General features: G+C 26.2%; 18 protein-coding genes. 10 read left to right on the top strand and 8 right to left on the bottom strand.

The window, feature by feature from the left end:
• Positions 1-7: 7 nt before the first annotated feature.
• From truA to rpsI, 3 genes are all read left to right on the top strand, one after another.
• Complete coding sequence (gene truA, locus E0D94_RS12745; RefSeq protein ID WP_130807941.1) at positions 8-739, top strand: tRNA pseudouridine(38-40) synthase TruA; 732 nt, start codon at positions 8-10, stop codon at positions 737-739.
• 129 nt (positions 740-868) lie between these two features.
• Positions 869-1,297, top strand: coding sequence for a 50S ribosomal protein L13 (gene rplM / locus E0D94_RS12740; protein WP_130807940.1), 429 nt, complete (start codon positions 869-871; stop codon positions 1,295-1,297).
• A 20-nt stretch (positions 1,298-1,317) separates the two neighbouring features.
• On the top strand, positions 1,318-1,710 hold the full coding sequence (gene rpsI, locus E0D94_RS12735; protein WP_130807939.1) for a 30S ribosomal protein S9: 393 nt from the start codon (positions 1,318-1,320) through the stop codon (positions 1,708-1,710).
• 69 nt (positions 1,711-1,779) lie between these two features.
• Here rpsI and E0D94_RS12730 read toward each other — a convergent pair whose 3' ends face one another.
• The 8 genes from E0D94_RS12730 to E0D94_RS12695 all read right to left on the bottom strand — a co-directional run bounded on the left by E0D94_RS12730 (position 1,780) and on the right by E0D94_RS12695 (position 6,608).
• Positions 1,780-2,838, bottom strand: a complete 1,059-nt coding sequence (locus tag E0D94_RS12730) for a site-specific integrase (RefSeq protein WP_207289791.1) — start codon at positions 2,836-2,838, stop codon at positions 1,780-1,782.
• A gap of 75 nt (positions 2,839-2,913) precedes the next feature.
• Entirely contained in the window at positions 2,914-3,111 is a 198-nt protein-coding gene (locus E0D94_RS12725) for a helix-turn-helix domain-containing protein (RefSeq protein ID WP_207289789.1), read from the bottom strand.
• Between the two features lie 50 nt (positions 3,112-3,161).
• Positions 3,162-3,647, bottom strand: a complete 486-nt coding sequence (locus E0D94_RS12720) for a replication initiation factor domain-containing protein (protein WP_130807937.1) — start codon at positions 3,645-3,647, stop codon at positions 3,162-3,164.
• The gene (locus tag E0D94_RS12715; protein WP_130807936.1) at positions 3,644-3,838 is read right to left on the bottom strand and encodes a hypothetical protein; all 195 of its coding nucleotides are present in this window, start codon (positions 3,836-3,838) and stop codon (positions 3,644-3,646) included. The genes E0D94_RS12720 and E0D94_RS12715 overlap by 4 nt, the downstream gene beginning before the upstream one ends.
• Positions 3,825-4,316, bottom strand: a complete 492-nt coding sequence (locus E0D94_RS12710) for a hypothetical protein (protein ID WP_130807935.1) — start codon at positions 4,314-4,316, stop codon at positions 3,825-3,827. Before E0D94_RS12710 ends, E0D94_RS12715 begins: the two co-directional genes overlap by 14 nt.
• Before the next feature lie 233 nt (positions 4,317-4,549).
• Complete coding sequence (locus tag E0D94_RS12705) at positions 4,550-5,599, bottom strand: FtsK/SpoIIIE domain-containing protein (protein WP_207289787.1); 1,050 nt, start codon at positions 5,597-5,599, stop codon at positions 4,550-4,552.
• Between the two features lie 360 nt (positions 5,600-5,959).
• Positions 5,960-6,313 (bottom strand): hypothetical protein, encoded by a 354-nt coding sequence (locus E0D94_RS12700; protein WP_130807934.1) that lies wholly within the window; start codon positions 6,311-6,313, stop codon positions 5,960-5,962.
• A gap of 40 nt (positions 6,314-6,353) precedes the next feature.
• A complete protein-coding gene (locus tag E0D94_RS12695; protein WP_130807933.1) occupies positions 6,354-6,608 on the bottom strand; it encodes a hypothetical protein in 255 nt (84 codons plus the stop codon).
• 188 nt (positions 6,609-6,796) lie between these two features.
• Here E0D94_RS12695 and E0D94_RS12690 point away from each other — a divergent pair, with 188 nt between their 5' ends.
• From E0D94_RS12690 to E0D94_RS12655, 7 genes are all read left to right on the top strand, one after another.
• Positions 6,797-7,372 (top strand): hypothetical protein, encoded by a 576-nt coding sequence (locus E0D94_RS12690; RefSeq protein ID WP_130807932.1) that lies wholly within the window; start codon positions 6,797-6,799, stop codon positions 7,370-7,372.
• Positions 7,373-7,740: 368 nt separating this feature from the next.
• Positions 7,741-8,862, top strand: a complete 1,122-nt coding sequence (locus tag E0D94_RS12685; protein ID WP_130807931.1) for a DNA adenine methylase — start codon at positions 7,741-7,743, stop codon at positions 8,860-8,862.
• Between the two features lie 26 nt (positions 8,863-8,888).
• Positions 8,889-10,673 (top strand): AlwI family type II restriction endonuclease, encoded by a 1,785-nt coding sequence (locus tag E0D94_RS12680; protein WP_130807930.1) that lies wholly within the window; start codon positions 8,889-8,891, stop codon positions 10,671-10,673.
• Between the two features lie 308 nt (positions 10,674-10,981).
• Positions 10,982-11,608: a redoxin domain-containing protein gene (locus E0D94_RS14925; protein ID WP_165442969.1), complete on the top strand. Its 627-nt coding sequence runs from the start codon at positions 10,982-10,984 to the stop codon at positions 11,606-11,608.
• 87 nt (positions 11,609-11,695) lie between these two features.
• Positions 11,696-12,397 carry an N-acetylmuramoyl-L-alanine amidase CwlD gene (gene cwlD, locus E0D94_RS12665; protein ID WP_130807927.1) on the top strand — a complete coding sequence of 234 codons (702 nt, stop codon included), beginning with the start codon at positions 11,696-11,698 and terminating at the stop codon, positions 12,395-12,397.
• A gap of 51 nt (positions 12,398-12,448) precedes the next feature.
• On the top strand, positions 12,449-13,396 hold the full coding sequence (locus E0D94_RS12660) for a DMT family transporter (protein ID WP_242620548.1): 948 nt from the start codon (positions 12,449-12,451) through the stop codon (positions 13,394-13,396).
• A gap of 77 nt (positions 13,397-13,473) precedes the next feature.
• Entirely contained in the window at positions 13,474-14,565 is a 1,092-nt protein-coding gene (locus E0D94_RS12655) for an amidase domain-containing protein (RefSeq protein WP_130807926.1), read from the top strand.

The raw sequence follows: 14,565 nt of genomic DNA, 5'->3' as shown, positions 1-14,565 counted from the left end.
GTAAAATATGCGCAATATAAAAATAACAATAGAATATGATGGCTTCAATTATAAAGGTTGGCAAAAGCAGCCTACAGAAATATCTATTCAAGAAATAATAGAAGATGCTATATTTAAAATAACAAGAGATAAAGTGAAACTGGAAGCTTCTGGAAGAACAGATAAAGGTGTACATGCATTTGGTCAAACTGCTAGCTTTTTTACTAATTCAGATATAGTAGAATTTAAACTTATGAGGGGATTAAATAGTTTATTACCAGAGGATATATCAATAAGAAAAGTAGAAGAAGTAAATAATGAATTTCATGCAAGATATCATGCAAAAGGTAAATCATATAAATATATAATATATAACTCTCAAGTAAGAAGTCCAATATATAGGAATAATGCTTATCATGTGCCATATAAATTGGATATGAACAAATTCAGACAAAATGTAAATATGCTAATAGGAACTCATGACTTTACTTCATTTACATCTATAAAAGAAGGTACAGACAATAAAATAAGAACAATATATAATATAGATATAGAACAAAAAGATGATATTATAGAACTTACATTTAAAGGTAGCGGATTTTTATATAATATGATAAGAATAATAGTTGGTACTTTGGTAGATGTAGCTAGAGGCAGAATAAAATCTAATATAAAAGAAATAATTGATGCAAAAAATCGAAAAAGAGCAGGTATTACAGCACCAAGTCATGCACTATATTTGATGGAAGTTTATTATTAAAAAGTCTTGACACACATGGTAGGTTGTATTACAATAAAAGGAGTGTAAAGATAAAAATCCACTAGCCCCGGATTTTTATTGACGTTAAACTTAAAATTTAAAATGAAAGTGCAATGAGGAGGGAAAGAAATGAAAAGCTTTATAGCTAAACCCCATGAAATTGAAAGAAAATGGTATATTATAGATGCTGAAGGTAAAAAATTAGGTAGACTTGCTAGTGAAGTAGCAAAAATATTAAGAGGTAAGAATAAGCCTATTTATACACCACATGTTGATACAGGTGATCATGTAATAATCATAAATGCTGAAAAAGTAGAATTATCAGGTAAAAAACTTGACCAAAAACTTTACAGATACCACACAAATCATCCAGGTGGTTTAAAAGAAATGACTTATAAAAGATTAATGCAAGAGAAACCAGAATTAGCAGTTCAAAAAGCTGTAAGAGGTATGTTACCAAAGAACAGTTTAGGAAGACAAATGATTAAAAAGCTAAAGGTTTATAGTGGAACTGAACATAATCACGATGCTCAAAAACCTGAAGTTTACGAAATATAGTCAGGAAGGGAGGATTTTAAATGGCGAAAGTACAATTTTATGGAACTGGAAGAAGAAAAAAATCTATTGCTAGAGTAAGATTAGTTCCTGGTTCAGGAAATGTAAAAATTAATGATAGAGATATGGACGATTATTTTAATTATGATACATTAAAAGTTAAAGTAAAAGAGCCGTTAGTTATAACAGATACATCTGATAAATATGATGTTTTAGTAAATGTAAATGGTGGAGGTTATACTGGTCAAGCAGGAGCTATAAGACATGGTATATCAAGAGCATTACTTAAAGCTGACAATGAACTTAGACCAACACTAAAAAAAGCAGGAATGCTTACAAGAGACCCAAGAATGACAGAAAGAAAGAAATATGGTCTAAAGAAAGCAAGAAGAAGTCCACAATTCTCAAAGAGATAGGCAAAACATTGATATACCAACATATAATGGACTATTTTGGTTCAAGTTGGTTCAAATCAAGAATAAACTTTATAAAGAATTTAATAATTTTAGAGCATCAGCATCTTGCTGGTGCTTTTTTTCTGGCATTAATTCAAGATAATAATTTTGAGTTGTTTGAATGCTACTATGACCTAATCTTTTTGATACGTATACTAAATCTATTTCTTGAGAGAATAAAAAAGATGCATGTGTATCTCTTAGTCCATGAAAAGTTGTTTTTTCAATATTTAACTTTTCAAGTAATTTAGCGAGCATTTCTGATTGCTTGAAACCATAAGTTAGAAAAATATATCCATTTTGCTTAACTGGAATTTTAGTTATTAAATCATAAACTTCTTTATTTATAGAAACGTTACGCTTTGCACTTTTAGTTTTTAATGATTTATCATTAGATGTAGGGCTAATTGAGTTTCTAACCTCTATTCCATATTCAAAGATATTTTCAGGACGAATAGAAAGCAATTCACCCCGTCTCATGCCAGTTTCTAATGCAAGTAATACAAATAAATTAAACTCATTTTCTGGATGTTGAAAAGTATAGTTGCGAAGCTTTTTTAAATCAGATATTGATAAAGCTTTATTTCGTTTAGAGAGTATTTTCCCTCTGGATTTTACTAATCCAGAAAAATCATTTGATATATAACCTCTCGAATAAGCATCCTTTAATGCAGTTCTAATTTTAAGAAGAAGTGTATGAGTTGTGCTTTTAGAATGTGTCTTAGCATATTCATCTATTTTCCTTTGAACAATAATATCATTTAAATCTTTTAATTTAATATCCTTAAATAATTCTCTTACTAAGTTAGAAGTCCTTATATAAAACTGAAAAGTTGTTTCTTTCACATCATTAATCTTTACAAGGTATATCCAATCTTCAAAGTAATCTGCAAATGTTGTATTTCCATGAGCAAGTTGTTTTCCATTTCCTTTTTCTAATTCCATTTCCAATGCCCAAAGTTCTGCTTCTTTTTTAGTTGGAAAAGACTTTGTAAGTTTTTTGTGTTTTCCATTTTTATATAATGAAACTTGTGCTCTATAAGATTTTCCTCTTTTAATAATACTAGCCATACTATCAATTCCTTTCATACTATAGTTGATAGATGCTAGTTGAATACAAATTCATTGTATTACGAATCTAGCATATTATCAACTATCAATAAATTAAATAGAATTTGAATCAATAAATTGTTTTAAAGATTCTACAGTATATCTTTCATGTCTGCCAATCATAAAACGATTTAGATTATTATTAGGGCGTATGTATTTATCAAATGATTTAGGATCAATACCTAAAAATTGAGAAGCTTGTTTTTTTGTCAAAAGATATGGATAATCTTTCTTAGGCATATCAGCAATCATAAAGTTTTTCCTCCTTTAATGCACATTTTTTATAAATTTTTAATATATATTTATTTGCTCCAAGGCTTTCCTTCAAGCAAATATAGATTTTTATACTTATTAATCCAAGATATATGATCATCATTAGGTGCAAAATCTTCATAATGAGAATATAAGTGTTCCATTAATTCTAGCGTTACTTCTTTTCCCCATATTTCTCCTACTTTCCATAGTGTAGGTATAAGACCAGATCCTTTTATTAAATGATCTATAGATTGATCCAATAAATTATTACGTGGTGATGGAGATTTAAATTGAAAATTTTTTTCATCTAAAAGTTCTAACATTAATTTAGTGATTTTATGAGGTCTATTAGATTTGACATAAAAAAACATATATCTATCTAATAGAGAACTAATAATTATATTTTTAAATTCTACATCATTTTTACAATTCAATATAGCATCTGTTAATTGATGTGCATATTTTCCAGAAAACTCAGCTTCAACACGAACCCAATCATCAACCTCTTTTGCAATATGTCTCATATATTTCACGATAATTGTTCTGCCTTTTTATCATATATACGAAGATGAACTTTAGTATTTCTACCTTTAGAACCAATATAAATTGTTTCAGCGTTAAAGTCTTTTGACACATCAGTTATTCTAGAAGTATTTCTTTTATAAGGTTTTAATTTGTTTTCTTGAACCACTTTTTCTAAATAATTTACTTTAGTATTTGCCATATCTAACTTCACACCTTCCTGCTTCAATTGAACGCTTTAATTCTGGAATATTGATTTTTTCATTAAAAAAATCACAACAAATATCTATTCTTGATAGTCTAAAATCATACTCATCTGATTCAATCATCATCAAAAAACTGTATAAATTTATTGACTCATTAAATTGATTATTGTATCTTTTAACATATTCATGCCATGCATATGCACTAAATTTTATAATGACTCCCATTTTTGAAAAAGCTTCATGATAAGCAATACAAAAATAAAATGGTGAGTTATTAAAAGAATAACCGAATGTATATCCTTCTGGTAATTTAACATCAGACACATCAAAATAATCAAATAAGGATAACATTTTAGAATTGACTAAAAATGTATTTATCAAACTATTAGCGAGCCAATCCCGCCAACAATCAAAATCAAAACTGATAGTTGGCTTAAGTATAAGTGTAAACTGGTCTATATCTGGTTGAATCATATTTTATCAATCCTCTCTATATATTAGTAAAAGGTTGAGCAAAGTTTTTTGCATCAAAAACCTTGTGAGGATAAGGTTTATCATGCACTTTGCTCTTGAGTGGAGCTGGGGTGATTACCATATACCCCAGCTCTTCTAAAGGAGTGAAACACGGAGTGGAACCTTACCCCGCCTTAACAGGCGGGTCCCCTTCCACTCTCTGTGTTGCTTTCCCTTAAGAAAAGCTAAGGAATTTAATTTAAAAAGCTACAATAAGGTACTACTAATAATTTTGGATTATCCACACTAGCTACAACAGGATAGCTATATACACCTTGTCCAGCAGAAAATTGAACTGGTGGTATGTCAACTCCAGAAGCAAATAATGTTCTATATGTTTGCTCATCACTATCACCAAGAGCTATTTTTAAAACTAATTGCTCTCTAATTGCTGTAGGCATAGTCTGTGCATTCATTTGTTGAGTTGCTATCCATAGAATACACCCGAGTTGACGACCCATAAAAGCAACATCTGATAATATGCTATCAATTTCATCACGTTCTTTCTTAGGTAAAGTTTTCCATGATTCTCTTAATGCTCCAAATTCATCAATAAGTAAAATTAAAGCTGATAAATTTGCATCTTTATATGTTTTGTTGGGATTTGATTTAAAAAAATCTTGTAATTCATCTTGACGACTTTTCATTTTTTCATGGAAGTGTTTAATTAATTCAATTGCATTTGATTTATCAGCAGTTTGATTACTACCTATATTATGCTTAGCTATCTGATAGACATCTGTTCTTTTAGGGTCAATAACAAATAATTCATGTTTTACATTTTTTGATAACAATTGTTCCAATAAAATTTGAATAAAAAATGATTTACCTGAACCAGTTTGTCCTACTAAACCCATGTGATGTAATGGAACAGTAGTACGATTATCTAAACGTAATGAATAGTCATCTGAAGTTTCGTTCGACCATTCAATAAAATCAGATTTTGATTTAATTTCAAATTGTTTTTGAGAATTGATTGAATAAAATTCATATATATACCAATTTCTATCTTTAGATAAGTATTTACGTTCACTGATATATCCTTTTAAAGATGAATCAATTCTCATATCTTCAAGTTTCTTATCAAATTTAATTGAATTTTTTATATATACTTTTCCAGTAGTCCTTAAAGTAGTATCATCAAATTCTATTTTAATGGTGGGTAATTTAACGGTTAAATTATCAAATTCCCTTTCATCTTCAAATCTCGCATCTTTAATATGTCTTCTTATTCTTTTAACCATAAAATAATGATTGATAGAAAAGGATAAACCAAGCCACAATTTATTGCGAATTGACCAACACATTAATATGATGATTACCATAAAACTAGCAGGAATTAAGAAAATATTTGATTCAATATAAGGTAAATTTATTATAGTTATGAATTCAGCTATTAATGGATAAATATTTTTAAAAAACAACCATAATAAAATAAAAAAGGTAATAAATAAAAATGACATTAAACCTCTTTGCATCCTATAAGTTTTTTTAATACAAATCACATCCTAATCAATATGTATCCGCCCTTTTTCAGGAACGGATACATACATTACAATTTATTGACAAAAGTTCTAAAGTATAATAAAATTTCTTTAGAGTTATTATTTTGATTGAATATCTACATCATCTGCCTTTACAGAGAGTTCTGACATAAAAGTACCGTAAACAGATGCACTAGCATCTATGAACTTGATTTTGCTGAACTTTTTATAATCTTTTGGAGGATGTGGCACTTTCACATCGATTTGTTCTCCAGCATTAAGATCAGGGGCTACATTCGTACCATCATATTTCGTATTATCTGTAGCTATAACGCATTTATACTTTGTACCTAACTGTTTAGTAATTTGCCCATCATCATATTCATTCCAAGGCTCGTGGGCCATAACTCTTACATCTTTATCTTTAAAAAACTCTACTGAATCAAATTTATTAAATTGTCTTAATTTTTTCATATTTAATTTCACTCCTTTTTTTATTTTTAAATATAATTTTCTAATGCATACTTTTAAGACCTCTTAATACCGTTACTGCTTCGTCTAATCCTTGAATTTCTAACTCACAAATTCCTAAAGTAAGAATTACTGGTTTTGTTTTTAATTCATCTCTGTATGTTTCAAGTAATAGAATATTATCTTCTAAATTAATTTCAGTTAATTCTTCTTTAAAATCTTCTAAAAAATAGTCTATACTCTCTATTTCTGGATAAGACCAAGAAAGCTTGCTTTTATGATAGCCTTTGAACCACATAATTTAATCACCTCCTTTCTCTAACTTATTTATATTTTATCAAGAAATTCTATATGAATCAATGTAATTCATCAAGAAATATAAAATTGTTCTTGATGAATTAAAATGCTTATGCTACAATGAAATCATATGGAAAATAAAATAATCATCAAGAAAAAATGAAATAAAGTAGAAAAGGGGTAATGAAGATGGGAAAAGATTACATCAGATTAAATGAAGAAGTTTCACCAAAAGAGATATTAAATTACTTTGAAGAAAAATATGAAACAAAAGCTATTGTAACACCTAAGACAATATATAATTGGCTGAAAGAATTAAATATAGAATGTATTCAACCTAAACCGAAAAGAAATAAGGATATAAGATATAAAAAGAGTGATGTATTAAAATTAGAAAAAGCAAAAGAAAATCGATTGCGAGATCTTCAATATAAATACAAACAAAAGAGTGAATTTGAACAAAGAGCACAAATTGAAATAGATAAGGAGCAAGAATATAATTCTCATCGAACTTACGAAAAGATAGAAGAGGACACAATACCTTCAATAGATTCTTATAAAGGACTAGCTGAACAAATTATAAAAGACGATATGTTGAGGATGTGTTTTAAAGAATTATTCCCTAATATAGAATTTGATTCTCAAAAATTAACTAAAAATTTAGCAATTAGAAGTTTAAGGAATATAGTAGATTTTTCTCGTGAAGAAATAGGTGAAGCTATAGAGTATATAGAAAATAAAATATATATTAAAAATAAAAAATAAAAAGTAATATTTAATAAATAAAAAATTATTATATAAATATTTGTTTAGAATTATTTTTATAATTGTTTATTGGAGCATATATGATATCATAATAATATAATGTATGAATTGTAATATATAAATGATAAAAAACATTAATTATAGAGGTAAAAATATCATTTTTTTATAACACATTAAAATTCATCTTTTAATATACATTTTGTTTTCTATATATATTAAGAAATGTAAAAAAACATATAAAATAAGATAAATAAATCAGTATTATGTTAAAAAGAATATATGTATTAAATAAAATTTTAAATATGATAAAATAAAAAATATGTTAAATGTATTAATTATCTTTTTCGTAGAAATTAAGGAGGAGTAATATGCAACCATTTGTAAAATGGCCAGGGGGGAAACAAGAAGAACTTAAGGTTATAATTCCTAACTTGCCAAAGAAAATTGACAGATATATTGAGCCTTTTGTTGGAGGAGGAGCTGTATATTTGGACATAAATTCTGCTAAAGAATACTATATAAATGATAAATCAAACGAATTAATAAACTTATATAAGTGTATAAAAAATCAAGATCAAGAATTTTTTAATAAAATAGAAGCTATAAATCATAACTGGTTATTATTAGAAGAAATTGTAAAAAAAAATGAAAAAGAATTAATTGAAAAATATATAGAGTTTAGAAATAACCAATTGTCAGATTTAGATTTTAAAGATTTTGTAATTAGTTTTATAATTAAACACAATAAAGAATTAAATGGATTACTTGAGACAAGTTTTAATATAAATCTGAAAAATTTTTTAAATGAACTTGAACGAAATTTAAAAAATAAAACTAAAAGAATGAAGAAAATTGAAAAAGAAAAAGGTGAATTATCACAAAAAGATATTTTGGATAACTATGAAGCCGCGTTTAAAAGTGGTTTTTATATGCATTTTAGACATTTATATAATAATATTAATGTATATAAAATTAATAGTTCATTTGAAACTGCAATATTTTACTTCATAAGAGAATACTGTTATTCATCAATGTTTAGGTACAATAAAAAAGGGAACTTCAATGTTCCTTACGGAGGAATATCATACAATAGAAAAGACTTTAAATCAAAAATAAATAAGTTAAGATACTCACAATTAATTAAGCATTTAAATAAGACGCAAATTGAAAATTTAGACTTTGAAGAATTTTTAAATAAAATTGAACCTACTACTAAGGATTTTATTTTTTTAGATCCTCCATATGATAGTGATTTTTCAACTTATGCTCAAAATAAATTTGAACATAACGATCAAGAAAGACTTGCTGATTACCTTAAAAAAACTCAAGCAAAATTTATGGTAATAATAAAAAATACTGATTTTATTTACTCTTTATACAAAGAGTTCTATATAAAACCTTTTGATAAAAAATATTTAGTAAGTTTTCAAAATAGAAATGATAAAAATGCAGAACATTTGATTATAACGAATTATAAAACTATCAAATAAACATATTTCTTAAAGGAGAGTTTTAGATGAATTCATGGTGGTTTAGGATGAAACCTCGAAGTATTCTTAGAACTATAGAATGGTTTCCGTATTTTGCAGCATTAGAAGGCAAGAACTGGAACTTAAAAGATGAATATAAAAAAAGCAAAAATACAAAACAGCCTATAAATATTATAAGAAGAGAATATATATATAATGCACACAAAGAAGGGCTAAAACTAAGTTATGATGAATTTATGTCGGGAGAATATGATGAAGTGGATGTTGAAAGTGCAGCAAGAAATGATAAAATTTCTTTTGAGTTTTTTGGTTTTGGATATGTAGATAACAAAAATATTGTAAAAGTAACTGATATAGGAAAACTAATTGTAAATAAAAAAATGAATGATGAATTTCTTCTAAAACAGTTATTAAAATTACAGTTTCCTTCTCCTATAGTAAAAAAGAAATATAAAGGTAATCATGTTTTTGCTATGGAAATTTTAATTGAAGTGTTTAAACACTTTAAATATTTAACTCAGTTAGAAATAGGCTTATTATTTGGATGTATGGATATAAAAGAAGTAGATATAACTATTGAAGCAATAAAAAAGTTTCGCAATAAATATAATAATTTGACAAATAAACTAAAAACAAAAGATGTTATGAAAATTTATAAAGACATCTTAAAAAACACTTATCCTAAAATTAAAAATAAGCCAATGACATATATAGACTATGCAGATGCTTTTATAAGAGCGCTTACATATACAGGACTTTTTTTAACTAGAGGTAGGGGTATTTATACTAAACTTTATATTCCAGAACATTCTAAAGTTAAAATAAAGCTATTACAAGAAAAATATAAATTTATATACAATAATGAAAGAAATCTAGATTTATATATGAAATATTTTGGGTCCCCGTATAATATTATATTACCGTGGGATAACAAAGAAGATAGAAAAATTATAGTAAATAATAAAATGAAAAATTATAAAAATATTATTAAACAAGAAAAACAAATTAATAAAGAGTTTTTCATTAAAAATTTACCAGAAATTGAAAAATTAATACAATCTAAAGAGTATAAAAAATTAGTAATTGCAGATGAAAAATTATCAGAAAGTCTATTAAACATAAATGAACAAATATTTATTCAATCTTTATCTAAGCGAAGAAGTTCAAGAAAAGAAATAATAAATAAATTTGAAGATATTAATAAAGGAAATGAGGATATGGCAGCTTTATGGTTAGAAGTTAACACTTGGAAATCTTTAGTAGCGATTAATGGGAAACATAAAGTAAAAAGAAACTTTAAGATTGAAGAAGATTTGACACCAAAAAGTTTTGCACCAGGAGGAGGGAACACACCTGACATGGAAGTATATTTTAATGGGTTTATTATAATTCCTGAAGTATCGTTAATGTCAGGTGTAAGACAATGGGAACATGAAGGATCATCTGTTATTGATCATGTATTGAAATTTATAGAAGAGTATAAAGAAAAGGATGTATATGGAATATTTATATCAAAGAAAATGAACGTTAGATTAATATGGCAATTCTTTATATTAAATAAAGAAAGTTGGATAGGTAGGAATGTACCAGTAATTCCTATTACAATAGAACAGTATGTTGATGTTATTTCCCATATATATATATATGAATTAGATATTAATATTTTTATTGAACTTATATCTAAAATTAATAAAAATGCACTCAACGTATCAAATTATATGGAATGGGAAGTGAATATAAATAATATTATTAAAGAATGGAAAAATGAAAATACTACTAATAATAAAATATTAAAGCATCAACATAAATAAAATAATTATAATATAGTAAAAATATATTAATTTATTTTATAATTGTATTCAACTAACATCTATTATGGTGCAAATTGGTTCAACTAATATCCTTCTTAATCCTTTTCTATATTTTTTTATCTATTTATACTTCTATAGAATAAGTATATAGAAGTATTATAACGGATGTAATATACTTAAAACTTAGAATCATATTACTCAAAGAGATAATATATATGATAAAAGACACTCAAATGAGTGTCTTTTTTTATTACTTAATAGAACTCTTATAATAATAAAATCATAATATATTATTATAGGTGGGAGGTATGAAAATGAATAATAGTTTTGAATATAAATCTTATTGTAGACCTTATGAAAAAAATAATATAAAATATTTTGACATAGGAGATAAAGCACCTAATTTCACATTAGAAGGTATTGTAAAAGGAAAACCTAAAAATGTATCACTATCAGATTATTTAGGTTGTTGGGTAGTTTTATTTTTCTATGGATCAAATTTTACTTTTGTTTGACCTACGGAGCTTGCAGCAGTTGCTGACAGACATGAAATATTTAAAAGATTAAATACTATGGTATTAGGAATAAGTACAGATAGTATTTATTCTCATAAGATATTTCAACAAACTTCTCCATCAGGGAGAAAAATAAACTTTCCATTATTATCAGATAGGACTCAAAGAGTATCTAAAAAATATGGCATATTAAATGAAAATGAAGGTTTTGATTGGAGAGGCGCATTTATAATAGACCCAGAAGGAAAAATTCAAGCATGGATGACTAATCCTCAGCCTGTAGCTAGAAATATTGATGAGATTATCAGAATAATAATGGCTTTACAATTCAATAGAAGAACTGGAAGAGGGGCTCAAGCAGGATGGAAGCCAGGTAATCCTGGTATACCATTAGGTTGGGATTATGTAGGTAAATATTAAATAGAGGAGTAGATATCTACTTCTCTATTTTTCTGTAATATAAATACTTCCTTAAAAATATTTATAATATAAGGAAGGTGATATATATTGAGAGAACTGAATATAAGAAAAAGAGATATAATTTTTATACCTATAATAATACTTGCTGTATCTTTATACTTTTTTAACGAAAAAGATATAGTATTAGAAACTTCAACACCTTTAATGGATAAAATAATAGTATTAGATGCTGGTCATGGTGGTTTTGATCCAGGTGCAATAGGAAATTTGACTAAAAAAGAAGATGAAATAAATCTAGAAATAACATTAAAATTGAGAAGATTAATAGAACAAGGCGGAGGGATTGCTGTACTTACAAGAGATATAGATGAAGGCTTAGATACTGAAGAATCTAAAACATATAGGCAGAAAAAAAATGAAGATTTAAGAAATAGAAGAATATTAATAAATGGTTCTGAACCAGATATTTTTATAAGTGTGCATTTAAATAGTTTTCCTCAGTCTCAATATTATGGTGCACAGACATTTTATAAAAAAGGATCTGAAGAAAGTAAAGTACTAGCAAAAGGAATACAAAAAGAACTTAGAAGAATGTTAGATAAAAATAATGAAAGAGTACCACAACCTAGAGATAGTATTTATCTTATAAGAGAAGCAGACTCTGCTTCTGTATTAGTTGAATGTGGTTTTTTATCTAATCCAAATGAAGAAAAACTACTTAATAATGAAGAATATCAACAAAAGATAGCATGGGCTATATACATAGGATTTATAAAACATTTTGAATAGTATATGATTGTAGTATTGAATAACTAAAGAAAATAAAAGAGGTGTAGAAAGTTGGATAAAAGTGAATTATTAAAAAATAAAGTATCTGTTACAATAATAGCTATTTTTTGTTCTATGCTTTGGGGAAGTGCATTTCCTGTACTTAAAATAAGCTATAGTGAGCTAGAGATAGCAGCAGTTGATATATATTCTAAAATATTATTTGCAGGAATGAGATTTTTCATAGCATCATGTTTAATTTTTGTAGTAGTAATGCTTTTTTTAAAAATACCAATAAAAATAAAAAGAGAAACTGTGATATCTCTATTAATTTTAGGACTACTTCAAACTAGTTTACAATACTTTTTCTTTTACAATGGTTTAGCATATACAAGTGGGATAAAAGGTTCTATACTTGCTTCAAGTGGAACATTTTTTGTAGTAATACTTGCACATTTCATATATCATGATGATAAAATGAATTTTAAAAAAACAATAGGATTAATTTCAGGATTGTTAGGAATAATTTTAGTTAATTGGGGAAAAGGTGGTTTTAATTTAAACTTTACTTTTAGAGGTGAAGGATTTCTTATAATATCTGGACTAGTTTCTGCCTTTGGAACAATTCTAGCTAAAAAATTATCAAAAGAAATACATCCATTTATAGTAACAGCTTGGCAAATGTTTTTAGGCTCATTGATATTACTTATAGTAGGTTATAGTGGTGCAGAAGAGATGTTAAATTTTAACCCAGTATCTTCAGGATTATTATTATATTCTGCATTTCTATCAGCAACAGCATTTTCACTATGGTATGCCCTTTTAAAATATAATAGAGCTGGAGAAATAACAATGTTTAAATTTGTAATACCAGTTACTGGATCATTTTTATCAGTATTACTTTTACCAAAAGAAGAATTCACAATATATATGTTTGGAGCATTAGTTTTAGTAGCTTCAGGGATAATATTTGTAAACTATAAAAGAAAAAATACATTAAATAAGAATTATCCTGATTAGTAATCAGGGTAATTCTTATTTTTTATTCTATAATTATATTTTTAATCATAAATTAATATTATGAAAGGGGAATCTATATGATTATAGTGATAAAAAAGAAAATATTAATAGTATCTTTAATTATAATAGCATTATGTATAAGCATTATATTATTCTATTCAAATAAAACTATAGATGTATTAAGTGAATCTGATTATAATACTATAATAAAAAATAATATAGATACTAGAAATAATGCCATATTAAAAGAAAAAGAAAAAACCATAGAAAAACTTTATGATTTAGATAAAAAATATGGAGTTTGGGCATATGAACATGAAATAAATAAAATGAATTATTTACATAGTTGGTCAAAAAAGCAGGGAATAAAAATAATATCTATAGAAGCTACTCCTATAATAAATTGGGTAAAAGAATATGATGAAAAAGCAAGCTTGAATATTACTTTATCTACAGAATATAAGTATGTTTACAAAGATGATATAAAAAATATAAATACTTTTAGAATAGGAACTTATCATGCTATGGATATAGAAAAAAGAGATAATAAATGGATTATTACAAAAGATTGGTATGATGATCCTTTTGGAGATAATCTTGGCATAAAAAAAGATGATATAGAAAATATAAAAACGATTATAACAAAAGGAAATAAAAACTTAGAAACTAATGATAGAAGAGAAGAAATAGTAAAATATATGGATAAGTATCTAGGTGCTGCAGATAATGGAGAAAATAATTATAAATATAATAATAAGTATAAAGATTATAATTCAATAGGTGGAGACTGTGCTAATTTTGCATCTCAATCATTGTTTGAAGGTGGACAGTTTAAAAAGACATATTCATGGAACTATGAAAAAGATGGTACAAAATCATGGGTAAATGCACAAGCTTTTAAGGATTATATAATTTATAGTGGACGTAGTAAGGCAATAAAGTATGGAGATTATAGTCAAGTATTAGAGGCTTCATATCAATTATCTAAAGGAGATATTGTAGCATATGAAAAAAAAGGAAAGGTAGTTCATATATGTGTAGTAAGTGGAATCGATTCAAAAGGTTATAGATTAGTACATTCACACAATACAGATAGGTTTAGAGTACCATGGGATTTAGGTTTTACAAGTTCTGGTATTAAGTTTTGGTTAATAAAATTGAATATATAG

Origin of the sequence: Senegalia massiliensis, assembly GCF_900626135.1 — a bacterium.
Classification (GTDB): Bacteria; Bacillota; Clostridia; order Tissierellales; family SIT17; genus Anaeromonas; species Anaeromonas massiliensis.
This window is presented reverse-complemented; position numbering and strand designations above follow the sequence as displayed.